Source organism: Leptolyngbya subtilissima AS-A7 (assembly GCF_039962255.1).
GTDB lineage: Bacteria > Cyanobacteriota > Cyanobacteriia > Phormidesmidales > Phormidesmidaceae > Nodosilinea.
Map to the genome: position 1 here is coordinate 389,866 of NZ_JAMPKY010000005.1, position 24,096 is coordinate 413,961.

At 56.5% G+C, this 24,096-nt stretch carries 25 protein-coding genes; 13 read left to right on the forward strand and 12 right to left on the reverse strand.

Going from position 1 to position 24,096, the window contains the following annotated elements; translation table 11 throughout:
- Positions 1-122: 122 nt before the first annotated feature.
- From cysH to NC979_RS25370, 4 genes are all read left to right on the forward strand, one after another.
- Positions 123-893: a phosphoadenosine phosphosulfate reductase gene (gene cysH / locus NC979_RS13470; RefSeq protein WP_190522132.1), complete on the forward strand. Its 771-nt coding sequence runs from the start codon at positions 123-125 to the stop codon at positions 891-893.
- Between the two features lie 105 nt (positions 894-998).
- Positions 999-1,643: a glutathione binding-like protein gene (locus NC979_RS13475; protein WP_190522134.1), complete on the forward strand. Its 645-nt coding sequence runs from the start codon at positions 999-1,001 to the stop codon at positions 1,641-1,643.
- A gap of 162 nt (positions 1,644-1,805) precedes the next feature.
- Positions 1,806-2,318 (forward strand): SDR family NAD(P)-dependent oxidoreductase, encoded by a 513-nt coding sequence (locus NC979_RS13480; protein WP_242024135.1) that lies wholly within the window; start codon positions 1,806-1,808, stop codon positions 2,316-2,318.
- Between the two features lie 12 nt (positions 2,319-2,330).
- Positions 2,331-2,573 (forward strand): Rossmann-fold NAD(P)-binding domain-containing protein, encoded by a 243-nt coding sequence (locus tag NC979_RS25370; protein WP_242024136.1) that lies wholly within the window; start codon positions 2,331-2,333, stop codon positions 2,571-2,573.
- On the opposite strand, the gene NC979_RS13485 is transcribed toward NC979_RS25370, so the two are convergent.
- The 3 genes from NC979_RS13485 to NC979_RS13495 all read right to left on the reverse strand — a co-directional run bounded on the left by NC979_RS13485 (position 2,570) and on the right by NC979_RS13495 (position 4,917).
- Positions 2,570-3,535: a glutathione S-transferase family protein gene (locus NC979_RS13485; RefSeq protein WP_190522136.1), complete on the reverse strand. Its 966-nt coding sequence runs from the start codon at positions 3,533-3,535 to the stop codon at positions 2,570-2,572. The two genes, NC979_RS25370 and NC979_RS13485, sit on opposite strands and share 4 nt — an antisense overlap.
- 94 nt (positions 3,536-3,629) lie before the next feature.
- Positions 3,630-4,427 carry a DODA-type extradiol aromatic ring-opening family dioxygenase gene (locus NC979_RS13490; protein ID WP_190522138.1) on the reverse strand — a complete coding sequence of 266 codons (798 nt, stop codon included), beginning with the start codon at positions 4,425-4,427 and terminating at the stop codon, positions 3,630-3,632.
- Positions 4,428-4,506: 79 nt separating this feature from the next.
- Entirely contained in the window at positions 4,507-4,917 is a 411-nt protein-coding gene (locus NC979_RS13495; RefSeq protein WP_190522140.1) for an ACT domain-containing protein, read from the reverse strand.
- 250 nt (positions 4,918-5,167) lie between these two features.
- Here NC979_RS13495 and NC979_RS13500 point away from each other — a divergent pair, with 250 nt between their 5' ends.
- A complete protein-coding gene (locus tag NC979_RS13500) occupies positions 5,168-6,316 on the forward strand; it encodes a glycosyltransferase (protein WP_190522142.1) in 1,149 nt (382 codons plus the stop codon).
- On the opposite strand, the gene NC979_RS13505 is transcribed toward NC979_RS13500, so the two are convergent.
- Positions 6,290-7,531, reverse strand: a complete 1,242-nt coding sequence (locus tag NC979_RS13505; RefSeq protein WP_199308961.1) for a sensor histidine kinase — start codon at positions 7,529-7,531, stop codon at positions 6,290-6,292. The genes NC979_RS13500 and NC979_RS13505 overlap by 27 nt on opposite strands.
- Before the next feature lie 4 nt (positions 7,532-7,535).
- Complete coding sequence (gene malQ / locus NC979_RS13510) at positions 7,536-9,044, reverse strand: 4-alpha-glucanotransferase (protein ID WP_190522144.1); 1,509 nt, start codon at positions 9,042-9,044, stop codon at positions 7,536-7,538.
- 370 nt (positions 9,045-9,414) lie between these two features.
- Here malQ and treS point away from each other — a divergent pair, with 370 nt between their 5' ends.
- Positions 9,415-12,987 (forward strand): maltose alpha-D-glucosyltransferase, encoded by a 3,573-nt coding sequence (gene treS, locus NC979_RS13515; RefSeq protein ID WP_190522146.1) that lies wholly within the window; start codon positions 9,415-9,417, stop codon positions 12,985-12,987.
- A gap of 8 nt (positions 12,988-12,995) precedes the next feature.
- Here the strand turns inward: treS and NC979_RS13520 are convergent, their stop codons facing one another.
- Positions 12,996-14,501, reverse strand: a complete 1,506-nt coding sequence (locus tag NC979_RS13520; protein WP_190522147.1) for an aminotransferase-like domain-containing protein — start codon at positions 14,499-14,501, stop codon at positions 12,996-12,998.
- 257 nt (positions 14,502-14,758) lie between these two features.
- On the opposite strand from NC979_RS13520, the gene NC979_RS13525 reads away from it, so the two are divergent.
- From NC979_RS13525 to NC979_RS13540, 4 genes are all read left to right on the forward strand, one after another.
- Positions 14,759-15,055, forward strand: a complete 297-nt coding sequence (locus NC979_RS13525; RefSeq protein WP_190522148.1) for a hypothetical protein — start codon at positions 14,759-14,761, stop codon at positions 15,053-15,055.
- A 225-nt stretch (positions 15,056-15,280) separates the two neighbouring features.
- Complete coding sequence (locus tag NC979_RS13530; RefSeq protein ID WP_190522149.1) at positions 15,281-16,105, forward strand: YdcF family protein; 825 nt, start codon at positions 15,281-15,283, stop codon at positions 16,103-16,105.
- Between the two features lie 25 nt (positions 16,106-16,130).
- Positions 16,131-16,919, forward strand: a complete 789-nt coding sequence (locus NC979_RS13535; protein ID WP_190522150.1) for a PhzF family phenazine biosynthesis protein — start codon at positions 16,131-16,133, stop codon at positions 16,917-16,919.
- Positions 16,919-17,479, forward strand: a complete 561-nt coding sequence (locus NC979_RS13540) for a GNAT family N-acetyltransferase (RefSeq protein WP_190522151.1) — start codon at positions 16,919-16,921, stop codon at positions 17,477-17,479. Before NC979_RS13535 ends, NC979_RS13540 begins: the two co-directional genes overlap by 1 nt.
- Before the next feature lie 132 nt (positions 17,480-17,611).
- Here the strand turns inward: NC979_RS13540 and NC979_RS13545 are convergent, their stop codons facing one another.
- The gene (locus NC979_RS13545) at positions 17,612-17,947 is read right to left on the reverse strand and encodes a hypothetical protein (protein ID WP_190522152.1); all 336 of its coding nucleotides are present in this window, start codon (positions 17,945-17,947) and stop codon (positions 17,612-17,614) included.
- A 311-nt stretch (positions 17,948-18,258) separates the two neighbouring features.
- The gene (locus tag NC979_RS13550; RefSeq protein WP_190522154.1) at positions 18,259-19,563 is read right to left on the reverse strand and encodes a TetR/AcrR family transcriptional regulator; all 1,305 of its coding nucleotides are present in this window, start codon (positions 19,561-19,563) and stop codon (positions 18,259-18,261) included.
- Between the two features lie 183 nt (positions 19,564-19,746).
- Between NC979_RS13550 and NC979_RS13555 the strand changes: the two genes are divergently transcribed.
- Positions 19,747-20,604, forward strand: coding sequence for an acyl-CoA desaturase (locus tag NC979_RS13555; RefSeq protein ID WP_190522156.1), 858 nt, complete (start codon positions 19,747-19,749; stop codon positions 20,602-20,604).
- 149 nt (positions 20,605-20,753) lie between these two features.
- The gene (locus tag NC979_RS13560; RefSeq protein ID WP_190522276.1) at positions 20,754-21,434 is read left to right on the forward strand and encodes a PIN domain-containing protein; all 681 of its coding nucleotides are present in this window, start codon (positions 20,754-20,756) and stop codon (positions 21,432-21,434) included.
- A gap of 42 nt (positions 21,435-21,476) precedes the next feature.
- On the opposite strand, the gene NC979_RS13565 is transcribed toward NC979_RS13560, so the two are convergent.
- From NC979_RS13565 to purS, 4 genes are all read right to left on the reverse strand, one after another.
- Entirely contained in the window at positions 21,477-21,776 is a 300-nt protein-coding gene (locus NC979_RS13565) for an NAD(P)H-dependent oxidoreductase subunit E (RefSeq protein WP_190522159.1), read from the reverse strand.
- Between the two features lie 105 nt (positions 21,777-21,881).
- On the reverse strand, positions 21,882-22,199 hold the full coding sequence (locus tag NC979_RS13570) for a hypothetical protein (protein ID WP_190522160.1): 318 nt from the start codon (positions 22,197-22,199) through the stop codon (positions 21,882-21,884).
- Positions 22,200-22,431: 232 nt separating this feature from the next.
- Positions 22,432-23,127: a phosphoribosylformylglycinamidine synthase subunit PurQ gene (gene purQ, locus NC979_RS13575; RefSeq protein ID WP_190522162.1), complete on the reverse strand. Its 696-nt coding sequence runs from the start codon at positions 23,125-23,127 to the stop codon at positions 22,432-22,434.
- A gap of 98 nt (positions 23,128-23,225) precedes the next feature.
- Positions 23,226-23,489, reverse strand: coding sequence for a phosphoribosylformylglycinamidine synthase subunit PurS (gene purS / locus NC979_RS13580; RefSeq protein WP_278002590.1), 264 nt, complete (start codon positions 23,487-23,489; stop codon positions 23,226-23,228).
- Between the two features lie 98 nt (positions 23,490-23,587).
- On the opposite strand from purS, the gene NC979_RS13585 reads away from it, so the two are divergent.
- A complete protein-coding gene (locus tag NC979_RS13585) occupies positions 23,588-23,995 on the forward strand; it encodes a Fur family transcriptional regulator (protein WP_073609102.1) in 408 nt (135 codons plus the stop codon).
- The last annotated feature ends 101 nt before the right edge of the window (positions 23,996-24,096 follow it).

Here is a 24,096-nt window from a genome sequence, read left to right on the forward strand (position 1 = left end):
AGAATGTTCTCAGCAGCTTGACAATATACAGACCTGTCTACATAATCAAAAGTATACAGACCGTTCTACTCAGGTTGTTTCACCCTGCAACCCGAATCTCAGCCTTTTAAGGAGGCGTTTGCATGACTGCTACCCTTGCTCTAACTGCCAGCGCAGAACGTTTGACCGCCTTGGCCAAAGGGTTGCGCTCCGTTACTTCCTCGCCAGCCTGGCCCAGTTTGCCAAGCGCAGCGGCAACTCCTGCGACCTCTGCCGCCATTGTCGAATGGGCCGCCGATGCCTTTGGCTCTGGGCTGGTGATGAGCACTAGCTTTGGTATTCAGGCGGCGGTGATGCTGCACCTGGTCACTGAGGTTATCCCCAATATTCCTGTTATCTGGGTCGATACGGGCTACCTTCCCGAGGAAACCTACCGCTTTGCTGACCAGCTCACCCAGCGGCTAAATCTAAACCTCAAGTTCTACCAGTCGCCCCTCAGCCCCGCCCACATGGAGGCCCTCTACGGCAAACTGTGGGCCACAGGCAGCGTTGAGGCCCTAAATCAGTACGACCAGATTCGCAAGGTCGAACCCATGGGGCGGGCACTGCGGGATCTGGGGGCAACGGCCTGGTTAGCGGGGCTGCGATCGCAGCAAACTGACCACCGCAAAACACTCGATGTGGTGGGTCAGCAGCACGGCATTCACAAAATTTTGCCCATTTTGCACTGGAACTCCAAGGATGTTTACGAGTACCTGCAAGCCCACGATCTGCCCTACCACCCGTTCTTTGACCAGGGCTACGTCACCGTCGGCGATTGGCACTCTAGCCGTCCGCTTATGGCCAGCGATTTGGATGAGCGCGACACCCGCTTCCAGGGGCTGAAGCAAGAGTGCGGCATTCACCTGGCGTAGTGGCGCCTGGTTGGAGATCTAGATTCTTCTAAATTTCAGCATCAGTTTGGCTAGAGCAAACGACCGTTTGCCCTAGGAAAGACACTATACCTGGAGCTAACCTCAATGATTGACCTGTACACCTTTACGACTCCCAACGGTCGCAAGCCCGCTATTCTGCTTGAAGAGTTGGAGATGCCTTACACCATTCACTCGGTCAACATTGGCAAGGGCGAGCAGTTTGCCCCCGAGTTTGTGACCATTAGCCCCAACAGCAAAATTCCGGCCATTGTCGATCGCGATACCGACCTGGCGATCTTTGAGTCGGGGGCCATTTTGATTTACCTGGCGGAAAAAGCGGGTAAGCTGCTGCCTACAGAAACTGGGGAGCGCATCAAGGCGATCGAGTGGCTGATGTTTCAAATGGCGAGTGTTGGCCCCATGTTTGGCCAATTTGGCCACTTTCGCAACTTTGCTCCAGAAAAGCTGCCCTACGCCATCAACCGCTACGAAAAAGAAACCCTGCGGCTGCTGGGCGTGATGGAAGGGCAGCTAGCTAAAACCCCCTTTCTAGCAGGCGACTACTCCATTGCCGATATCGCCACCTATCCCTGGGTAGCGGCGGCTCAAAGCCCCTACATGGAGCTGTCCTTCGATGAGTTTCCCCATGTGCAGCGCTGGGTTGAGGCGATCGCGGCGCGTCCGGCCGTGAAAGCTGGCATGGATGTGTTGCAGCCAACCTTTGAGAGCCAGTTGGGCGTCGTGGCCTAAGGGGCTTGCTGGCGGACCCCAGAGTGGCTGCCAGCTCTTTTTTAGCCCTGCACCCCACCGGCAAATTGTCAGCTTCGTTTGACATTTCTAAGCCCAATCTCAGTTCCTGGCTTTAGTTTTTCCTGGTCGCTTGTTCTGATATTCCTTTCTGGAGTTATTTCCATGTATTTTGATATCAACGGCAAAGTAGCTTTGGTCACGGGTGCCAATCGCGGCATTGGTAAAGCGATCGCAGCCTCTCTCCTGCAGCACGGAGCCACCAAGGTCTACGCCGCGGTGCGGAACCTCGATTCCGCCGCTCCGCTGGTTGCGACCTATGGCGATTCCGGAACGGATCGCTCCGCGAATCGCGTCATTCCCCTGCGCTTTGACTTAGCCCAGCCCGAGACCATTGCCGAGGCCGCCCAAACTGCCACCGATGTAGCGCTAGTGGTCAACAATGCCGGGGTGCTGCGCAATGCCGGGCCGCTGGCTGGAGATGCGATCGCGGCGCTGCAGTACGAGATTGACATGAACGTGTTTGGCCTGATGCGGATGGCCCAGGCCTTTGCCCCGGTGCTCAAAGCCAACGGTGGTGGTGCTTTTGTGCAGCTCAACTCAGTAGCCTCGCTCAAGAGCTTTGCTGACTTTGCTACTTATGCGGCATCAAAGGCGGCGGCCTACTCAATCACTTAGGCGCTGCGGGAGGTGCTGGGCGCTCAGGGCACCGCCGTGGTCAGCGTACACCCCGGCCCCGTTGCCACCGATATGGCCGATAGTGCCGGCTTAGGAGAAATCGCTGAGTCACCGGCTCTCGTAGGCGAAGGCATTGTCACGGCGCTAAAGGATGGCAAATTTCACCTCTTCCCCGACACCATGGCCAAGCAAGTTGGCGCTGCCTACGCCAGCTTTGCCACCAACGTGGTCGAGGTCAGACTGGTGGAAGGCTAAATTCGATCGCGATCGTGGGGTTGCCCGTAATCGATCGCTGGCCCAGCAGGCACAATGCCGCTGGGGTTAAGCTCGGGCAGGCCCGCGTAGTAGAGCTGCTTGACGTGCTCCGCGCTGCACCATTCGGCCACCCCCGGCTGCTGATAAAGCTCGCGGCAGTAGTCCCACAGGTTGGGATAGTCCACCAGGCGCTTAAGGTTAGTTTTGAACAGCCCGTAGTAGGCCAAATCAAAGCGAAACAAGGTTGTGAACATGCACCAGTCAGCCAGGGTGATTTGGTCACCCACCAGATAGCGCTGCTGCCCCAGCACCTCCTCCCAGTGATCCAGCGCTTCGAACAGTTCCGTTACCGCGTCATTGTAGGCCGCCTGGGAAGCCGCAAAGCCGCTGCGATACACGCCGTTGTTGATTGGCTGATAGATAGCATCCATCACCGCGTCAATTTGGGGACGCAGCTCTTCGGGGTAAAAGTCGCGCTGAGGAAATTCTGCAAACTCGTTGAATGCCGAGTTCAGCATTTGAATGATTTGACGCGATTCGTTGTTGACGATGGTTTGGGTCTGCGTATCCCACAGGACAGGCACGGTGACGCGTCCGGTGTAGTCGGCCTTAGCGCGGGTGTAGAGTTGCCACAGGTATTCGGCCCCGTAGAGGCTGTCGGGAATGCTGCCAAAGCGCTCAGAAAATTTCCAGCCCTGGTCACTGATGACCGGGTCAACAATGGAGAGACCGATCGCCCCTTGCAGCCCTTTGAGTGATCGCAGTAGCACCGTACGGTGCGCCCAGGGACAGCTCAGCGATACATATAAGTGGTAGCGCCCCGGCTCGGCCTTAAAGCCGCTAGAGCCATCCGCCGTGACCCAGTCGTGAAACAGGGTCGGCATGCGCTGAAATTCGCCCGATTCGCTGCGCTCTGTCCATTCTGTGGACCATTTGCCGTTGATCAATCTGCCGAGTGCCATAGGGATGTCCTGGGGTGAGGGGAAAGGTTTGAATTTTGAATTTTGAGTTCTAAGTTGTGGAGTGAATTCAACACTCAAAACTTAGAACTCAAAACTAATTGAATTGGTAGGCGGCCATGCTGAAGGCTCCGTAGGTGAAGCCGTGGTGAATTTGTTTGCCGGGGCCGCCAGCGCCGAGGGCCACGAACAGGGGCAGCAGGTGCTCTTCGCTGGGGTGGTTTTTGGCGGCGTAGGGGGTGTGCTGACGGTAGTCGAGCAGGGCTTGGATATCGTTGGCGGCGTTGGTTGAAGACCTACCCGCCTGGGTAATCGCCTCTGCCAGCCAGTCATCAAAGGCTACGGCCCAAGCGGGCGGTGGGGCATCGTAGTTGCCGTCAAAGGCCCCTAGGTTGTGGGTGGCGGCACCGCTGGCAAAAATCAGTACGCCTTCATCGCGCAGGGGGGCGAGGGCTTTGCCGAGTTGGTAGTGGTACAGCGGCGTTTCGTGGGGTTGCAAAGAGAGCTGCACGACGGGGATGGTGGCCTTTGGGGCTGCCAGAAGCAGCGGCGTCCAAACGCCGTGGTCGAAGCCGCGATCGCGATCCACACGAGCCGAGAACCCAGCTTCATCGAGTCTAGATGCCACCTGCTCTGCCAGTTTTGGATTGCCTGGAGCGGGGTAGTTCAGCTCGTAGAGTGCCTGGGAAAAGCCGCCGAAGTCGTAGATTGTCTTGGGCTGCTCGGTAGCGCTGACGGTGGGCTGCGCCGTGAGCCAGTGGGCCGAGATCGCTAGAATCGCCTCTGGCTTTGGCAGGGTCTGCAAGAGCGATCGCAGAAAGTCTTGGGTTGGGCCACTACGCAGAGGTAGGTCGGGTGCCCCATGGGAAACAAACAGACTGGGTAGAGAAGCCATAGTTTTAATTTAGATAGTTTTAACTAGAACTATCTGATGTAAGACTAGCACTTCCGTCTTGAAACCGACAAGCCGATGCTTAAGGGCTGCTGGTGTCGCTTTCTGCTGCAAGCTCGTGGAGTAGGGCGATCGCGGCTTCAGCCTGAGCCACGGGCACAAACAGGTGGTCGTGGTAAAAGGCTGAGACGGGGTTGACGCTAATGCCGTGGCTGGCGAGTTTGGTGGCGATCGCCGCCAAAAACCCCACCGCCTCCAAACTGGAATACACCGAGAGCGTAACCATGGCAAAGGTGGCTGAGTAAGGCAGGCCCACCGCCTCGGCCTGATGCCGCAACAAGATCAGCGTGGCCCCCTCCTCTTCTCTAAAAAACCCTATGGGGTCGAGGTTGAGACCGCTTGGAGCTGCAACGGTACAAAACACATATTCCCCCTCGCGAAGAGTGGGCTGCATAGACGATAACAGCCGCGTGAGGTTGGTTTCGCCGACCATCTGTTGTTACCTGCTGCTGGTTCTTCCTGAAGAGTAGGGAGCCAAACTCTTGTCCCCTCTCCTCTCGGGAGAGGGCTAGGGAGAGGGTCAATTTTGGCAAATCATACGCTATTCAGCAACGCCTGAGAATTTGGAAACAATGTTGCCGACGGAATATTGACTCCGCGCTGTCTGGAGTTTTCTGCCCCAGTGGAGAGGACGCAGCCAGCGAAACGCTGCTGAATAAATAGCGTAGGGATGCCATGAATGAATGATCAATGCAGACTCGTCGTTAGACCGTGATGCTCAACCTGCTCCGCGAGTTGTGGTCTACACAGATTCTTTAGGAATGGGGGGAGCGGAGTTTAGCCTGGGTCATTTGGTGGCAGCGATGTCGGGGGATATTGCCATTACGGTGATGGGGGTCTCGGCTACCGTGGTCGATGCGATCGCCAGCCAGCGGCCCGGTGCCGAAAAAATTGTCTTACCCCCTACAGGGTTTGCCTCTATCGCCGCCCATCTCGCTACTCTGCATCGGCTGCGACCCGACATTGTGCATCTCAATCTGTGTACGCCCTGGGCCGGAGCCACGGGGCTGGCGGCGGCCCTGACCCTGCCCCAAGCGCGGGTTGTGCGGGTCGATCAGCTACCGTTGCGCACCACGGATGCGATCGCCCTATGGCGGACTCGATCGCTGTCGCTGCGGGTCGATGCCCACGTCGCAGTGGGCGAGGCCTCGGCCCGGCGAATGGAGGATTTCTATGCCCTGGGTCGCAACACGGTCATCTCTGTGCCCAACGGCGTGCCCGACATCGAAGTTGAGCCTGCCCCAGGCCCAGTCTTAAAAGAGCCCATGCTGGTGGTGGGCAGCGTGGGCCGCTTAGATGCGATGAAGGCCCATGATATTCTGCTGCGCGCGATCGCTCAAGTTGACGATACCCACGTGGTCGTGTGGGGCGATGGGGCAGAACGCCAAGCCTTGGAACAGCTGGCTCATGATCTGGGCATTAGCGATCGCGTTTCTCTGCCGGGATGGGTCGACAACCCCCGCGCCCATTTGCCCAACGTCGATATTTTTGTCTTGCCGTCGCGCTCTGAGGGCTTTCCCTTAGCCATTGTGGAAGCCATGCTGGCGGCCCGACCCGTGATTGCCACGCGCGTGGGCAGTGTAGCAGAAGCCGTCATTGAGCAGGAAACAGGGCTACTGATTGAGAAAAATGATGTCATGGGGCTAGTCAACGCCCTGCGTCGCCTCAAAAATGATGCTGCCCTGTGTGAGCAGATGGGTCAGCGGGGTCGAGCGGTGGCGGTGGCGCAGTTTACGGCTCAGGCGATGGCCCAGCGCTACGAACAGATTTGGCGACAGCTGCTGGCCTCACCGCGATCGCCCCGGCTACGGGTTCCCCGCCCCCGCGACTGACGGAGCGGGCGGCTCCCCCTGCTTAAGCCCATGCTGTTCGATTGGGAAGATCACTGTAAAGGTGGAGCCTTGGCCTGATTGTGATGACACCAAAATTTCACCCTGCATCAAATTCACCAGCTGGGCCACAATGGCTAGGCCCAAGCCTGTGCCTTGTTCGGTATCAGGTGTAGGGCGATGGCTAACCCGGTAGTAGGGTTCAAAAATATGTTTTTGCTCAGCCTCAGTGATGCCGATGCCGCTGTCGGTGACGGTAATTGACCAGCGGCCATCGCTCAGGGTTTCGGCCGCAATAGAGACATGGCCAGTCTCAGTATAACGAATCGCGTTGCTCAGCAGGTTGGTAATGATCTGCTGTAGGCGCAGGGGGTCAGTTTGCACCACTGGGGGAATGCGATCGCACGCCACCTTCAGCTCCAACCCCTTGTTGCGCACTAGCGGTTCAATAATCTCGATGACCGACTGAATCAGCTCGTGAGGGTCGATCGTGACGAGCTTGAGCTTAATTTGGCCATCACCTTTCTGAAGTTGGAGAGTGTCGTTGATCAACCGCAGCAAAAGCCGACCGCTGCGCAATACGCGCTCAATACTTTCTAGATGAGCATAGGAATCTTTGATTTCGGTCTGCTGCTGCTGGCGCAGAAATAAGTCGGCATAGCCAATAATTGAGGTCAGCGGAGTTTTAAGCTCGTGGGTCAGTTTTGACATGTTGTCGTGGCTGGCCCGCACTAAACGCGTCAGCTCTTGATTGGTGAGCTGCATTTGAGCTCGGAGCTGGTCTAGCTCCTCCATGCGGGTTTGGGTATAGCTGTCAAAACAGCGGGCGATCGCCTCGTCAATTACCGCATCAATCAGCCGAATCGCCCACAGCACATCCTTGGGTTCGGCCTGCACCAAATCGGCTTCTAGCTCTGAAAAAATCACCGATCGCAGCAGACGATACTCGCGCGCAATTTCTGCCGGTTCAAACCCTTGCTCAGCGCGAATCAGCCCGTGTTCTAGACTGGCATCATCGATAGTCTCAAAATTTTCTGCCTCGCTGTCGGCCATCATGGCGGCGAGAGATTCGAGCACCCTGGGCAAACTGTCGCGGACCGCATTGAAAGTTAATTCATTGGTGGCTTCAATTTGCTGATCGTTAAAAACCGCGTTGATCCACAACTCAATAATCGTGTCGCGTTTTTGATTCAAAATGGTGCTGAAATCAATTTTCACAGCATTAGCGACTATAGAGCTGAGTCAGGGTCCGGAGGCGATCGCTCAAAGCATTAGTCAGCAACGCCGAACTGCGGTAGCGCCAGCGCCAGTTGCCGTCGTTGCGGCTGGGGTCATTCATGCGCGATCGCCCGTCTAAATCCAGCAGGTCTTGCAGCGGAATAATCGCCAGATCGGCCACCGAAGCTAGCGCCGTGCGAATCAGTAGCCAGTTAATATCTTCGATCGCCTCGGGCGAGCTGTAGCCTGAGTAGCGAGCCACAAACTGTTTCTCGGTGTCGCTGGCCTGCTGCCACCACCCGATCGCCGTGTCGTTGTCGTGGGTGCCGGGATAAACCACCGTGTTGCGGGTGTAGTTGTGGGGCAGGTAGGCGTTGTCAGGGTCATCGCCAAAGGCAAACATTAAAATGCGCATGCCGGGAAAGTCGAAGCGATCGCGCAGCGCCTCAACCTCGGGCGTAATGATGCCCAGGTCTTCCGCCATAATCGGCAGCGTCCCTAGAGCTTTGCCGAGGGCGGTAAAAAACTTTTCGCCGGGGGCTTCAATCCATTCGCCGTTGATGGCGGTTTCTTCGCCCGCTGGCACTTGCCAATAGGCTTCAAAGCCGCGAAAGTGGTCGACCCGCACAATATCGACGTACTGCAACGTTACCTGAAAGCGCTTAATCCACCAGGCAAAATTGGTTTTTTCGGCCTTATCCCAGTTGTAGACCGGGTTGCCCCAGAGCTGGCCGGTCTCGCTGAAATAGTCGGGCGGCACGCCAGCGATAAAGGCGGGTTCAAAGGTGTCGGGGTCGAGCTTAAACAGCTCGGGGGCGGCCCAAACGTCGGAGCTGTTGTGGCACACGTAAATTGAAATATCGCCAACAATTTTAATGTTCTTGTCGTTGGCATACTGGCGCAGATTCTGCCACTGCTCAAAGAATTTGAACTGCACAAACTGATGGTATTGAATCTGGGCTTTCAGCCTCTCCCGCTGAGCTTGCAGTGCCTCCGGTTCGCGGCAGGCGATCGCCGGATCCCAAAAATTCCAGCTTTTGCCCTCGTGGGCCTCCAGCAGGGCCATAAACAGCACAAAGTCATCCAGCCAGGAGGCTTGCTCCTGGCAGAACTGGTCAAACTTGGCCTGCTGCTCGGGCGATCGCGTCGTCAAAAAGCGCTCGTGGGCTTGCTTGAGAAACTGCGTTTTGTGGGCAATCACCTTCTCAAAATCGACCTTCTCTGGATCGACATCGGTCAGGGGCTCCAGTTCGTCCTCTTTCAGCAAACCTTCGTCGGCCAGCTGATCTAGATTGATCAGCAGCGGGTTGCCGGCAAAGGTGCTGAAGTTCATGATGTAGGGCGAATGCTCGTAGCCAGTGGGCCCTAGGGGCAAAATTTGCCACAGCGTTTGGCCACTCTTCGCCAAAAAATCGACAAAGGTATAGGCGGCTGGGCCCAAATCCCCAATGCCGTAGCGGCTGGGAAACGAGGTGGGATGCAGTAAAACGCCACTGGCACGTTGAAAGCTCATAGGGGTTCGGCGATCGCACTTGCAAAAGAGTAATTTAGGCTGCATTGAGCAGCCAAGCTGAAACAGTGTGTTGCCACACCATCAGCAATGCTATTGATAGAAGCAAATGTCTGTCACACGCATCCTCCTAAGGGGTGGGGGTGGTTGGTTCCCGAATACTTGGATGAGCGCGCATTCTTAGCCTTCTATTTACGTTCTTGGCCTTCCTGTGAATTCTGTGAACGTGTCGCTGCGCAGTCTTATGCGCCGCAGCGGGAAATGGTGCTGTGCTCACTCTGTTGAAGATTCAAAGCTTTCGGCGATCAGTTATAGGTTCAAACCAACGCCATAGCCTGGGGTGCGATCGCGGGATCGCTCTTACTTGGGGACGATGACGCTCCTGGCGAATTCCGCTACCGTGGGGGCGGACATTGCGTTGCTAGCGGGTAGGTTGACCTTGAAGAATGAGCCCCTGTGGTTTAAGAATGCCATCATCTACGAAGTGCCTGTGCGGGCCTTCGCCGACAGCAACGGCGACGGCATTGGCGACTTTCGCGGCCTGACTGGCAAGCTAGACTACCTTCAAGACCTGGGTGTCACCGCCATTTGGCTGCTGCCTTTCTTTCCGTCGCCGCTGCGAGACGACGGCTACGACATTGCCGACTATGTGAATGTCAACCCGATCTACGGCACCCTGGACGACTTCAAGGATCTGCTCCAGGCGGCGCACCAGCGGGGCATTCGCGTCATTATTGAGCTGATCGTTAACCACACCTCCGACCAGCACCCCTGGTTTCAGCGGGCGCGGCGATCGCCCAAGGGCAGCCCCGAGCGCGACTTCTACGTCTGGAGCGATACCTACGAGAAGTATCAGGAAGCGCGGATCATCTTCCAGGATTTTGAAACCTCCAACTGGACCTGGGACTCGGTGGCCAACGCCTATTTTTGGCACCGCTTTTATTCCCACCAGCCCGACTTGAACTATGACAACCCGGCGGTGCAGCAGGCCGTCTTTGACGTCATGGATTTTTGGCTAGAAATGGGCGTTGACGGGCTGCGCATGGATGCTGTGCCCTACCTCTACGAACGCGACGGCACTAACTGCGAAAACCTGCCCGAAACCCACGCTTTCTTGAAAAAGCTGCGCAAGCACGTCGACGAAAAATTTCCCAACCGCATGCTGTTGGCTGAGGCCAACCAGTGGCCTGAAGATGCCGCCGCCTACTATGGCGACGGCGACGAGTGCCACATGAATTTTCACTTTCCCCTAATGCCGCGCCTGTTTATGGCCCTGCGCATGGAGGACAGCTTTCCGATCGCCGATATTTTGCAGCAGACCCCCGCCATTCCCGACAACTGCCAGTGGGGCCTGTTTCTGCGCAACCACGACGAGCTGACGCTGGAAATGGTCACTGATGAAGACCGCGACTTTATGTATCGCGTCTATGCTCAAGACCCCGAAATGCGGGTGAACTTGGGCATTCGGCGGCGGCTGGCACCGCTGCTGGGCAACGATCGCCGCCAGATCGAGCTGCTCAACAGCCTGCTGCTGTCGCTGCCGGGCACGCCCGTGCTCTACTACGGCGACGAAATTGGCATGGGCGACAACGTCTATGTGGGCGATCGCAACGGCGTGCGCACCCCCATGCAGTGGAATTTTGACCGCAACGCCGGCTTTAGCAACGCTAGCCCCCAGCGGCTGTTTTTGCCTCTGATTGTCGAGGCTGAGTACCACTACGCCACGGTCAACGTTGAGGCCCAGCGGGCCAACCCCAGCTCGCTGCTCAACGCGACCAAGCGGCTGATCTCCATGCGCAATCACTTTCGTGCTTTGGGCAGCGGCGATTTTCAAATTCTGCATCCCGACAACCGCAAGGTGCTGGCCTTTACCCGCACCTACGAAGACGAGCGAATTTTGGTGGTGGCAAACCTATCTCGCTTTGTGCAAACCGTTGAGCTCGATCTACCGGGGTTGAAGGGGTGGGTGCCGGTCGAAATCTTTGGGCGCACCGAGTTTCCCCCCATTGATGAGTCGCCCTACTTCTTGAGCATTGGGGCCTACGCGGTCTACTGGTTTATGCTCAAGCCCCAGGTTGTGCCCCTACCCGAGGTCAAACCCAAGGTAGAGCTGCCGATGCTGCAGCTAGCGGGGGCTTGGCCTACGGCGTTTTCGCAGCTGCAATCGGCTCAGACCCGCGGGTTTACGGCGAGCTTAGAGATCCTGCTGCCCCAGTATTTGTCTAGCCACCCGTGGTTTGGCGGCAGAACCCGCACAGTGCAGACGGCTCGCATTACTGAAGTCATCGCCATCCCCTATCGGGATAGACATGCTCAGATGCTGGAGCTACAGGTCGACTACATCCAGGGCAGCCCCCAGACCTACGTGCTGTTTTTGGCGATGGCCGAAGGGGAGAAGGCGCTCCGTCTGCTCAATGAGGCCCCGCAGTCGGTGGTGGCGCGACTCAATCTGGCCAGCAGCGACAACGTAGCGGTGCTATTTGATGCGATCGCCGACAAGTCGTTCTTGACCGCCCTGCTTGAAGGCATTGCCCAGCACCGGGTCTATGAAAATGCCGCCGGCAAGCTGGTGGCTGACACCACAGCCCTATTTGCTGAGCTGAGCAAAGGTGATCCCAACCCATCCCTGGGTGAGGAGCCAACGGGAGACGGCCTGCCCTTTGAAGCTTCGCTGATGAAAGGCTTCCACAACAACACGTCGATTGCCTACGCTAAGACCGGCAGCGTCGCCGCCCAAAACCGACTGATTCTCAAGCTCTTTCAAAAAGTTGAAGAGGGTCAGCACCCCGACTTGGAAGTGCGCCGCTTTTTGGACGAACACCAGCACTTTACCCACATTCCTTCGATCGCGGGCACGCTGACCTACCATCGCCCGGCGGCGGAGCCGATCACCATCGGTCTGCTGCAGGAGTTTATCCCCGACACCCGCAGCGGTTGGGACTATACCCTCGACCATTTGCGCGACTACTTCGACCTCGTGGTGATGGATCAATCGGATATCGCCGAAGCGCCCATGCCCGTCGGGTCGCCCTTGGCAATGGAGCCGGTGGCCGTGGATGAGCCTCCAACCGAGGTCTTTTTCCCGTTGCCCTACTGCCCGCTGCCCTCCGTTGATTCTCCGATTCCGGCCTGTAAGGCGATCAACAGCTACCTAGCCAACATGCAGCTGTTGGGGCAGCGCACCGCCGAACTCCACCTGGCCCTGGCGGTGGATGCCGACCAGCCCGCCTTTACGCCGGAGCCCTTTACCTCGCTCTATCAGCGATCGGTCTACCAGTACAGCCGCAACCTGACCGGTCAGGTCTTTTTGCTGTTGAAGAATCGCCTGAGTACGCTGCCGCCAGAGACGCGAGCGCTCGCCACCCTGGTCTTAGAGCAGCACGATGCCTGTTTGCAGCAGTTCCAGTCGGTGTTGAACCACAAAATCACCGCCCTGCGGACTCGCTATCACGGCGACTATCACCTGGAGCAGGTGTTATATACCGGCAAAGACTTCTACATCATTGACTTTGAAGGTGACCCAGCCCGCAGTCTCAACGAGCGCCGCATGAAGCGATCGCCCCTGCGCGATGTGGCCTGCATGCTGCAGTCGTTTTACTATGCCGTCAACGTTGCTCTCGACAAGGAAGTCGAGAGCGGCATGGGGCAATCCGACCATCACCATCAAATGGAGCAGTGGGCCGAATTTTGGTATCGCTGGGTCAGCAGCACCTTTGTTAAGGCCTACTTGGCTACCGCTACCCGCGATAGCTTTTTGCCCAAGACCCAGCAAGAGCTAGAGGTGCTGCTCAATAACTACCTGGTCGAGCAGGCAATCTACAATTTGGGCCGCGAGCTCACCAATCAAACCAACCGGATCAACATTCCCCTACGCCGCATTCTTCATCTTCTGAAGATCGCCCCCGAGGGCGCTCTGGCTGAGCCTAGAGCCTTGAAGAAGGCCTAACTCAAACCTCAAACGTTAGAAGCCAGCAAGTTGTCCCTGCGGTGGCTATCGTCCCGCAGGAAATTTTCGGCCACCTGCTTTTTGGCCACCAGACCCAGGGTTTGCATCGCCTGCTCAACCTGCTCTGACCAGGGGACCGCCGTATTTAGCCGAAAGCAGTTGCCGTAGCACTGCCCCGAGGCCGAAAACATGACCCCAGGGGCGATCGCAATCCCTTGGGCCAACGCCTCCTGGTACAGCCGCAGTGAGTCGAATCCTGACGGCATTTCGAGCCACAGCACATGACCCCCAGTGGGGCGGGTCACGCAGGTCTCGGCGGGAAAGTAGTCGCGAATCGCCTGCTGGATGTGCACCATTTGGTCTTGGTAGACGCGGCGCAGGTGGCGCAGGTGGCGATCGTAGCCGCCGTTGGCCAAAAAGGCCGCCACCGTGAGCTGAGGTGCGATCGCCGTATTTTGGTTAAGAATCGACTTCATGTGGGCGATCTTGCCGTGATAGCGGCCCCCTGTGCACCAGCCTATCCGCAGCCCTGGTGACAGAGTTTTGCTCACCGAAGCACAGTAGAGCACCCGCTTCTCTACGTCAAAGGCTTTGATCGCCTTGGGGCGGGTGCCCTCAAAGCAGAGATCGCCGTAGACATCGTCTTCGATCAGCGGCGTGTCGTACTGGTTGAGCAGATCTACCAGGTGCTTTTTCTTGCGGTCATCCATGCAGCTGCCCAGGGGGTTGCTGAAATTCGACACCAGCAGCACCACCTTGACATCGCCGGTTTGCAGCGCTTCTTCGAGGTGGGGCAGGCTAATACCGTCGCGGGGGTGAGTGGGCAGGGTCAGCGCCTTCAGCCCCAGACATTTCAGCGCTTCTAACACAGCGAAATAGGTGGGCGACTCGATCGCCACGGTGTCGCCGGGCTGAGTTAGCGCTTGCAGGCAAAAATAGATTGCCTCGTTGGCCCCATTGGTAATCACCATCTGGTCAGGGTGTACTGAGCAGCCTGCGTCTAGCATGCGTTTGGCAAACTCGGCCCGCAGCTCGGGGCAGCCCAGGGGCGTGCCGTAGGAATGGGCCGCATTGGTGTTGTCTCGCAGCACCTTGCCCATCAGCCGATTGAGCTGGGCTAGGGGTAGGTGTTCTAGGGCAGGTAGCGCCGCCCCCAGCTGAATTAACCCCGGATCGCGCATCAGGCTAATCACCTCAAAGGCCAGGGAGATATCAATATCGGTGGCCTGGCGGGGGGGCGCGGTGGGGGCGGGCTCCTGGGGCAGTTGCAGCGTAGTCTGTTTAACGTAGTAGCCCGACTGGGGCCGCACTACCACCATGCCCCGGTCTTCTAGCAGGCGGTAGGCTTCCATCACTGTGGAAGTGCTGACCGACAGCTGGGCGCGCAGTTTTCGCACCGAGGGCAGGCGATCCCCCGGTTTGAGAGTGCCCTCGGTAATCAGCTGCTGAAGCCGATCGGCCACCTGTTCGTAGAGGATTTGGTGCGGGGCAAGGGTGATGGGGGAGAAGGGCATGGGGTGGAAGGGTAGGAGAGTAGGGGAGTGGGGAGATGAAGGAGAGGGAGAATTCTGAAAAGGGGTTGAGTTTTTGGGTGAGTAGGAACAGTTTTGGGGTGAGGCGACCGGAACAGTTGTAGAAAATCAAACTGTTACCAAGACAATTTACGCTAACTGCCTCTGTTTCGATAGGGGGCGATCGCAGAAACTTTACCTATGCCGAATCGATTCGTGCTGTTCCCGTTGGCCAATCGCCTTTCTTAGAGGACAGCTCCATGAAACCCAATAGTTTGTACGCTCAGCTTGAGCTAATTCAAGAGCCGCTTGATCGCCCTATTCGAACCGATTACTCCATTGCTCGGGCTTGGGCAGAGGCTAAGCGGCGTCTCAGTTTAGTAGGCGGTGCCTTGCTGACCTACCTCTGTGGTTCCGCAGACCTAAGCGTGACCGTGAAGCGCGATCGCTGGGGCAATACGCTATTTATCGCCTACGACCCAGTCAGCCAGCAGCGCCGTACCTTCAGCTCTGAGCAAGAGCTGCGGGTGTGGGTCGACCAGCGCTATTACCAGTAGTGGGTGACATCTTCGATCTTGCGGGGCGGGACAGCCGACTGTCCTGCTCTCGGGATGGGAGCCAGGGAATAGCAAAGGCTGCGCCCTCAGGGTTTGCGGTGACTACATAGACCTGTGAACTTTGCTCGACGGCACGGGGTATGTGCCAAAGTGAGCGTGCAGATGAGTAGGCTGGACTTGAGAATTTTCTCAGGACCCGCTTTTCTCAAGGCTTAGGAAACTGCCATGCTAGAGCCACTTCGGACTGATTTTGCGCGACGTTGGCCAAAATTGACCTGGAAGCTGGGTTACTGGTTTTCTAGCCCCAAAAAAGTCACCCCGGTTCTACTAGTAGTTGTCGCAGTAGTCCTAGTCACCAGTGAACCTGAGTACAGTCAGCGTATGGCTGTAGCGGGTTTGGCGTTACTGGTCGCCTATGGAGTGGTGATGTCGCCGTTGTTTTCGATCCCAGCAACGGCGCTGCTATCGAGCTTTGTGCCCCGAGACACTGGGGAGTCGGCTGATGCCATTGTAGTGCTGGCCCGGAACGGCCGCATTCAAGGCGATCGCTACAATACAGCGGTCAATATGTTGGCCGAGGGGCGATCGCCCAATCTCTTGATCATGGGCCTCTCCCAGGGAGTCACTGTGCTTAAAGCTCTCGATCAGCGCCACCTATCGCCCAACCTCATGCTCAGTGCCGTCTGCGTCAAAACCACCAAGCAAGAGGCAGAGTCAGCCGCTGTCGCCCTTGGTGCTAGGGGGTTGAAGCGGGTTATTTTGATCACCGATACTCCCCATATGCTGCGGGCTTGGCTGACGTTCAAGGGACTGGGGTTTTCCGTCGTCCCTCACATGGAGCCGCTGCCCATTGGGGTGGCTAGTCGTGAGCGATCGCTGCTGGCCATTCGCGAATATCTGGGCCTAGTTAGCTATGCTGGCCTAGGGCGTTTTCAAGGGAAGTTGCCCAGGACCCTTCCCCAAGTGGCCAGGGCAATGGCCGACGACTTACCTGGCGATCGCTGCTTTATGACCGCTGAGCAAATTCGGCAGACGTTCAGGCTCAGCTGAAATTTAAGAAAAAGGGTGGAGCCCGATGACCATTTCGCTAACTCAGGTTGATGCCTTTACTGATGCCGCTTTTGGCGGCAACCCAGCGGCGGTGTGCGCCCTACCCGAGGCTCGCCCCGATCGCTGGATGCAGCAGGTGGCCCAAGAGATGAACCTCTCAGAAACCGCCTTTTTCTACCCCGAGGGCGACGGCTACCGGCTGCGCTGGTTTACCCCCACCGTAGAGGTCGACCTGTGCGGCCATGCCACCCTAGCCACCTGCCACGTGCTGTGGAGCGAGGGTCACCTGAGCAACGAACAGCCCGCTACGTTCCATACCCGCAGCGGTGTGCTCACGGCCCGCCGCCTCGGCGATTGGATTGAGCTCAACTTTCCAGCCAACCCGTCCCACTCCATTGCTGAACCTGACGGTTTGGCAGAGGCCCTAGGCGCAACCCCCCAAGCCGTCGTTGAAAATTCCTTGGGCTATTTGGTCGAGCTAGAGTCGGTGGCGGTGGTGCGCGATCTGCGACCCGACTTCGTCGCCCTTGGGCAATTCCCTGTCCACGGCGTGATTGTCACCAGCCGAGGCGAAGCGCCCTACGATTTTGTCTCTCGGTTTTTTGCCCCCGCCCTCGGCATCAACGAAGACCCGGTCACCGGAGCTGCCCACTGCTGCCTCGGCCCCTACTGGCGAGAAAAGCTGGGCAAAACCACTTTTCTCGCCCACCAGTCATCGGTCCGGGGTGGCGTAGTCAAAGTGCAGGATGAAGGCGATCGCATTTGGCTCAGCGGCCAAGCTATCACCGTCTTTAAAGGAGATTTGCTGCACTGATGCAGATCGAGGTCACCACCTGGTATTTGGAAATGCTCGACCCGGCTCAGCTGCGGCCCAAGCTCAGCGAGCATCCCCATCTGGAGATTCGCCAGGCCGAGGTGCCCTGCCCAGAATTAAGCCGGTTTCTTTATGCCAGCGTGGGTGGTCAGTGGTACTGGTGCGATCGCCTCTCCTGGAGCCGCGATCACTGGCTCACCTACCTCAACCGCCCCCAGGTCGAAACTTGGATAGCTTACATCTCGGGTACCCCAGCGGGCTATATCGAGCTAGAAGAACACCCCCAAGGCGACGTCGAAATCACCTGCTTTGGTCTGCTGCCCCAGTTTATTGGCCAGGGCATTGGAGGGCATCTGCTCACGGTGGGCATACAGCGCGCCTGGAATTGGGGAGCCAACCGTGTATGGGTACATACCTGTAGCCTCGATGGCCCCTTCGCCTACAAAAACTACGAGTCACGTGGGTTCACCCGCTACGACACCAAAGTTGCGATCGAAGACCTGCCGGATAGTCCCCCCGGCCCTTGGCCAAACAGCAACACCTCGCTCCGTGCCTCCTGAGCGCTACTTCATCGCTTTCTCAGGACGTTGTGCGTTGACGCTCATCGAACAGCATCGTGCGGAGTTGCGCCTTAAAAATGCGTCCACGCAAATTGTCAGCGCTCAGAAGCTCCTTGACAAAGCAAGATTCTTTTAATGACGTAGCTTTGGCGCAGGCCGACCGCTCTTTAAAGCGCCCGGCATCACCAGCTTTAGCGGAGCGAGATAATATTTTGGGGACGGCTGATGACTATATATCGAGAATCTTCTGCTGCTGGTCAAGAAATACCTCAGATCTTTGCCGTAGCCTCGCTGCTCAATTAGCCTCTCCAGGTCTAATTCATAGGCAGCTAAAAACGATTTCCTGAGCTGGCGGCTACTCATCCAAGGTGAACCTGTGCGCTCTAACTCAGCCACAAAAAGATCTTCGATGGCCTCCAATACCTGATTCATTGAAGAAAACGTTGACAAACTTTGCTGAGATACCATAGTTGCTCGACTGCCTGTAGCGACAAATAATCATCTCCGTAACTACAGGCCTGCTTCGTGCTATTTCATACCTGAGGCCGTGCGGGTTTCCCTACGGCGAGGGCGGAATTATGACGGCAATCTCCACTATTCTGCGTTCCCCATAGCATTCGTTCAGATAACGCTCAGTGTTGTTTAGATCACAGCACCAGAAAATCCTCTGCTCCTACACTAGGTAAAGCCTTGGGTTTGAACAGCCCAAAATGAATGGATTTAGGCCCATCGGGCGTTTTCGATTTTTGCTCTTGTACTCTCGCTCTTTTGCTATGGCGCTAGTCTTTGGCCCCAGCGCTAGTCTCACCAGGCTTTTCGGGGCTAGCTGGGGCTGAACCAGGCTGTTGATCGAGGCGCAGGGCCTGGGCCAAGGCCGATCGCGCCTGGGCTTTTTGCACCAGCGGGTCGAGCTGCTCTACCGATAGCCCACTTAACAGGCTGAGTTCTTGGCGGTTTAGCCCCCTCAGCAGCATCTCAACGCACCAGGTGGCACGGGCCTGCTCAACGCCAATTGGTTCGCCAGTGGGCGACATGATGCCGGTTGTTACCTCGGCCCATAGCTGCCGCACCCTCAAGGGCGTAATCGGCTGATCGTCTGGCCCTAAAAACATGGCCGATGAAGCATCGCTACGGCTTTTGAGCCAGCGGGTAAGCGGGTTTTTGATGTAGGTGCCGTAGCGCCGACCCATGATCCACTGATTGAGGGGCACCTGTCGATGCTGAGGACCAACCAGCAAAATATGCTGGCTGCTGTCGTAAAGGGCGCTAGTGCGGCTGAGCAGCGGCACCTCTGCTGCCGCTACCCCGGCCCCCAGCAGCACATAGATCAGGGCATGGGTCTGGTTGCCAGCCTTACGGGCCGCTTGCATAATTTCATGGACTAGGGGGGCGGGTAGGTCGCTCCAGCTCTCTGTATTGGGGGGAGTAAGGCCAGGCTGGGCTGGACCAATAGTGGCCCCATCGGTCTGGGGGTGCAGGCTGAGCAACCAGCTAACGACACTATCGATAAAAGCGCTCCGGCTGGGCCACAGACCGTGGAATTCTGCGCTGCCGTCACCGGCACCACTAGTGGTGCCGTCGATCGCAGCATAGCCCAGCAGCAGCGCCATCACTAGCCCTGCCACTTCCTCAGGAGGGAGGCCGACGGCTTCCCCCGGAGCCAGATGCGCTTCCAGGTACTCAGCAATGAAGTTGCGAATGGTTTGCAGGCCCCGCCCCATGGCCTGGCTATTGTCTGCGGAAAACTGCCCGGCTTCACCAATTACCGATCGCACCAGCTCGGAGAGCTGATCGAGGGTAGCCAAGCACTGGCCCAAAAACTCTCTCAAAGCCTGGTCGATAGGATCTTGGGCTAAAGCCGCCAGATCAAAACTATGGTCTGGGCCAGACAACACCTCAGCCTCAGTCATGACCGCTGCAAGCAAGCCATGCTTGCTACCAAACTGGCGAAACAGCGTGACCTCGTTAACTCCAGCTAAATCAGCCACCTGCCGGGTAGTAGTAGTGCCTACTCCCTGGTTAGAAAATAGCTGAAACGCCGCATCCACTAGACGCTGTCGAGCTGATCTGCGCTGATCTGCCATGGCAAAAAGAAAGCAACACTTGCATTTTACCAGAGAAGTTTGTTAGGATTGATTTGCAAGCGACACTTGCAAAAGACTCCAGCCGGTCCCTTAGGGGTGCAAAGGAGTCGGGCAAGGACTTCCCTTCGGTCGGGCTAACAGACTGGTCGAGGGTTTAACCCTAAAAGAAGAAAAGGACATGCTATGACAACACTACTGAAACAAGCCCCAGAGAAACGGGGAATCAAAGGCTTAGATTGGACACTGGTTGGCTTTTTAACTGCCATTCACGGCGTTGCCCTGCTGGCCCCGTGGTTCTTTTCGTGGTCGGCCTTAGGGGTGATGGTGGCGCTGCACTGGTTGTTTGGCAGCATCGGCATTTGTTTGGGCTATCACCGACTGCTCACCCATCGCAGTTTGCAGGTGCCCCAGTGGTTAGAGTACGTCATTGCAACCATTGGCGCAATGGCGCTTCAGGGTGGCCCAATCTTTTGGGTGGCGGGGCATCGTCAGCATCACCTCTACACCGAGGATGCTGAAAAGGATCCCTATGCCGCCAGTCGTGGGTTTTGGTGGAGCCACATGTTGTGGATGGTGTACCGCAATCCGGCAGTCTTTAATGGCCAGATTTACCGTCGCTATGCTCCAGATATTGCCCGTGACCCTTACTATCGCTGGCTCGATCGCAACTTTTTACTGTTGCAAGTGCCGGTTGCGATCGCCCTCTTTGCCCTTGGCGGTTGGTCTTTTGTAATCTACGGCGGCTTTCTCAGAATTGCACTTCTATGGCACTCGACCTGGCTGATCAACTCGGCAACCCACATGTGGGGCAAGCGCCGCTTTCATATTGAAGACAGCTCGGGCAATCTATGGTGGACAGCGCTGCTCACCTACGGCGAAGGTTGGCACAATAACCACCACGCGTTTCCTAACGTGGCCCCGGCTGGCTGGCGCTGGTGGGAAGTCGATGTCACCTGGTATGCCATTCTGTTGTTAGAAAAGCTGGGTTTAGCTCGTCGCGTGGTGCGCCCCCCGGCAGAGGCTGTAGCTCAGGGGCGATAAGTCAGCGGTTTACAAGTAACACGAATGAAATGTCAGCGTCTGGGGTTTACTTAAGCCCTAGGCGCTGAACAGTACTTGCACTCGGATGATTGTTTTTGTTGGTTTTTGTGCAACCTAGTTTTTGTACGAGCTTATATCCATCAAGAATGATGTCTGAAGACAATCAAGGCGTTGATTTAAGTGTCAATGAAATAAACAGAGTTTTGCTTATTGACTTGGAAAACTGCCCCGATCAGATTCATCAGCTAAAAGACAATCTAGAGAAATTTTCAAAAGTTGTAATTTGCTACGCTAAGACTGGAGCCAAAATCCCTCTTGACTGGCTAATTCCATTAAGTGCAACGGTAAGCTCAAGCAAGCTGAAAATTTTTAAGATGACAAATAGCGGCAAAAATGCAGCAGACTTTGGCATATGCTTTTTCGCTGGAGTTTTGATGCAAGAGTTGCCAAAAGAGACACATTTCTCGATTGTGTCTAATGACACTGATTTAGACCACGTTGTGAATTTGCTGAAAAGTCAAGGCCGCTCGGCAGAGCGCATAGGCATGAAAAAAGAAGGAAAGGAAGTCACTAGGACTGAGTCTGAAACCGTGGATTCAGTTTTGATATCTCCGGTTGAAACATATTGCAAACACCTTATAACCTACAGTAAAAATAGGCCTGCAAAGAAAGATACTCTGCTGAATGGTATTAAAAACAAATTCAAGGAATCTCCTAAATCAGCGGCGGAAGTATTTAGGCTCTTGACGGTTCAAGGCGCAGTAACCCTTGTTGAAAATAAGGTTTCCTATAACAACAAGAAGATTCAAGAGTTGGCAAACCAGTCTTAACTGGCTAACTAATGAGGTATTGATAACGGGTTGCTAAAGCCTTCATGAATCTTGATCAGGTGGATGAAAGCGGGGGTGGAGGCGATCGCGCACCAGTTCTCCCTTCTCCAAATGCTCTTCGACAATTCTCGGCACATCTCCAGGGGTGACCCGGCAGTACCAGGTATTGCCGGGCATCACTTTAACCGTAGGTCCAGCGCTGCACTGGCCCATGCAGTCGCTCTCGGCCACTAAAATGTTGGGGCTTTGGTGCTGCTGAAACGCCGCCAGTACCGCCGCCGAACCGCCGCGATCGCACGAGCGATGCCGACACACCTGCACTAGCCAACGCTTAGAAACCACAGATCGATCTTCCTCTCAACGGTCATCCTACCCGTGAAGCCGTTATCCCAATGCCCGCCCTGATATTTATAGAATGCTCCGTCCCGCAGGCTTCGACCAAGTGAGTTAGAGGCTGGTCTTTGAACACGGGCCGTAAGCGGCTAACAGTTCGTTCACCCAGAGCGCATCGATCGCACCCTGGAGCTGCCGCTGCTGCTGGCGCAGCGTCTGGGGGCTGAGACAGGGCTGCAAGCGCGCCACTAGGTCATCGGCTTCGTCAATCAAAAAGTTGAGCAACGGCTCTGCTTCAGCCTGCTGCAAAATCTCACCCATGCGCTCTGCGGCGGCCTGATCAAGGGTAGGGAGCAGCGCTAGCTGGCAATATTCATAGACCGTGGGGCGGTAGGCTAGGGCGCTACTGAGCCATTCGTCAGAGTCTGACATGGGGGTCTCCTACAGCCATTAACCCAAACCGATTAGGCTCAAGGTTTAATCGAACAACACAGCAACGGGTTAACACGGCAACCCACAAACCAACCAACGGCCCATGACGATACCCAGACCAAGGTTGGTTCCTTGAGGGTTAAGTGTACCCAGCTGCACCGCCGTGACAAGGGTTTTGGTGAAGTTTATGCCCCGGGAGGCAGATCTTGTTAAAGGAATGACGAAGCTTAACTTAGGCGGCCACTAGCGATCGCACTAACCCTTCAAACAGCGGCAGCCCGTCTACCCCGCCCAGCACAGCATCAGCGGCCCGCTCGGGGTGAGGCATCAGGCCCAGCACATTGCCCTGTCGGTTACAAATACCCGCAATGTTTCCTAGCGAGCCGTTGAGGTTGGATTCCTCATCCACAGACCCATCGATGCCGCTGTAGCGAAACACGATTTGCTTATTGGCCTCTAGCTCGGCTAGGGTGGCCTCGTCGGCGTAGTAGCAGCCCTCCCCATGGGCAATGGGCAGGGTGATCACTTGGCCCGCAGAATAATTCGACGTCCACAGCAGGTCGGTGCGCTCGACTTTAAGGGGCACGCGATCGCAGATAAACCGCATATCTCGATTGCGCACCAATGCCCCTGGCAGCAGCCCCACCTCGGTCAAAATCTGGAACCCATTGCAAATGCCCAGTACCGGCTTGCCTGCTTTGGCGTGCTCTACCGTAGCCTGCATAGCGGGCGAAAAGCGGGCGATCGCTCCACACCGCAGATAATCTCCATAGCTAAAGCCTCCGGGCACCACCACGATATCCACATCGCTTAGGTTACTGTCTTCGTGCCAGACCATGCGAGTGGGCTGCCCAAGAATGTCACGGGTGACGTAGGCCACGTCGCGATCGCAGTTGGCCCCAGGGAAAACGATGACGGCGAATTTCATGGAGAAGGGAGAGGTAAGGGGGAAGTTTTGAATCTTGAATTTTGGGTGTTGAATGAGTTGCCTGAACTCAAAACTAAACACTCAAAACTCAAAGCTTTTTACGCTGTCGCTAGGGTTTGCAGCTCAAAGCGGTAGTTTTCAATCACCGGGTTAGCCAAGAGCTGATCGCACATGCGATCGAGTTGCTGCCTGGCGGCGGCGTCATTCTCAGCATCGAGGGTCAGCTCAATGTATTTGCCAATGCGAATCGGGCCGACGTTGTCGTAACCCATGTGGGCCAGGCCAGACTGCACTGCGGTGCCCGCCGGGTCGAGCACCGAGGGGCGCAGGGTGACATAGATGCGAGCGCTGTAGTGAGGCAAGGCTGACTCCGGTGGCGGGGAAAATCCACAATAGTTTGTACCCCTCATCCTACCGTATCAACCGATTGATAAAATTGAGTCAGTACAAGTGAGCCAGCATGGTACGACGCACCCGCAGCCAAGAGAAAGTTTTGACCGTTCTAAAGGGTTTGAGTAAGCCAATTTCGGCCCAAGCTCTCTACGTCGAAATGCGGCAGGACGGCAACACTACGGGGCTTGCCACGGTCTACCGAGCGCTGGATGCTCTCAAGCTGGAGGGGGCGGTGCAGATGCGCACCCTGCCCTCGGGCGAAGCGCTCTACAGCCTGCCCCAAGAAGACCGCCACCACCTCACCTGCCTCCAGTGCGGCAACACTATCGCCATTGACCAGTGCCCCGTCCACGACCTGGAAAAACAGCTGCACAAGGCCCACGAATTCAAAATCTTCTACCACACCCTGGAGTTCTTCGGCCTCTGTCCCCGCTGCCAAGGCAGTCTGTCCAGCGCCGAAGCTTCAGTTTCTTAAAGTTCAAGGCTACGGATTGGATTCCTGTTGCCATCGGTAAACCCGCCCGCGGTAACGGGGCAATAGATGACTCCCTAGGGCAAACCAACTAAACGTTCTGC

Coding starts and splice junctions, on each gene's coding strand:
- cysH (WP_190522132.1), top strand. CDS start 123: ATGACTGCTACCCTTGCTCTAACTGCCAGCGCAGAACGTTTGACCGCC.
- NC979_RS13475 (WP_190522134.1), top strand. CDS start 999: ATGATTGACCTGTACACCTTTACGACTCCCAACGGTCGCAAGCCCGCT.
- NC979_RS13480 (WP_242024135.1), top strand. CDS start 1,806: ATGTATTTTGATATCAACGGCAAAGTAGCTTTGGTCACGGGTGCCAAT.
- NC979_RS13485 (WP_190522136.1), bottom strand. CDS start 3,535: ATGGCACTCGGCAGATTGATCAACGGCAAATGGTCCACAGAATGGACA.
- NC979_RS13490 (WP_190522138.1), bottom strand. CDS start 4,427: ATGGCTTCTCTACCCAGTCTGTTTGTTTCCCATGGGGCACCCGACCTA.
- NC979_RS13495 (WP_190522140.1), bottom strand. CDS start 4,917: ATGGTCGGCGAAACCAACCTCACGCGGCTGTTATCGTCTATGCAGCCC.
- NC979_RS13500 (WP_190522142.1), top strand. CDS start 5,168: ATGATCAATGCAGACTCGTCGTTAGACCGTGATGCTCAACCTGCTCCG.
- malQ (WP_190522144.1), bottom strand. CDS start 9,044: ATGAGCTTTCAACGTGCCAGTGGCGTTTTACTGCATCCCACCTCGTTT.
- treS (WP_190522146.1), top strand. CDS start 9,415: ATGACGCTCCTGGCGAATTCCGCTACCGTGGGGGCGGACATTGCGTTG.
- NC979_RS13520 (WP_190522147.1), bottom strand. CDS start 14,501: ATGCCCTTCTCCCCCATCACCCTTGCCCCGCACCAAATCCTCTACGAA.
- NC979_RS13525 (WP_190522148.1), top strand. CDS start 14,759: ATGAAACCCAATAGTTTGTACGCTCAGCTTGAGCTAATTCAAGAGCCG.
- NC979_RS13530 (WP_190522149.1), top strand. CDS start 15,281: ATGCTAGAGCCACTTCGGACTGATTTTGCGCGACGTTGGCCAAAATTG.
- NC979_RS13535 (WP_190522150.1), top strand. CDS start 16,131: ATGACCATTTCGCTAACTCAGGTTGATGCCTTTACTGATGCCGCTTTT.
- NC979_RS13540 (WP_190522151.1), top strand. CDS start 16,919: ATGCAGATCGAGGTCACCACCTGGTATTTGGAAATGCTCGACCCGGCT.
- NC979_RS13545 (WP_190522152.1), bottom strand. CDS start 17,947: ATGGTATCTCAGCAAAGTTTGTCAACGTTTTCTTCAATGAATCAGGTA.
- NC979_RS13550 (WP_190522154.1), bottom strand. CDS start 19,563: ATGGCAGATCAGCGCAGATCAGCTCGACAGCGTCTAGTGGATGCGGCG.
- NC979_RS13555 (WP_190522156.1), top strand. CDS start 19,747: ATGACAACACTACTGAAACAAGCCCCAGAGAAACGGGGAATCAAAGGC.
- NC979_RS13560 (WP_190522276.1), top strand. CDS start 20,754: ATGTCTGAAGACAATCAAGGCGTTGATTTAAGTGTCAATGAAATAAAC.
- NC979_RS13570 (WP_190522160.1), bottom strand. CDS start 22,199: ATGTCAGACTCTGACGAATGGCTCAGTAGCGCCCTAGCCTACCGCCCC.
- purQ (WP_190522162.1), bottom strand. CDS start 23,127: ATGAAATTCGCCGTCATCGTTTTCCCTGGGGCCAACTGCGATCGCGAC.
- NC979_RS13585 (WP_073609102.1), top strand. CDS start 23,588: ATGGTACGACGCACCCGCAGCCAAGAGAAAGTTTTGACCGTTCTAAAG.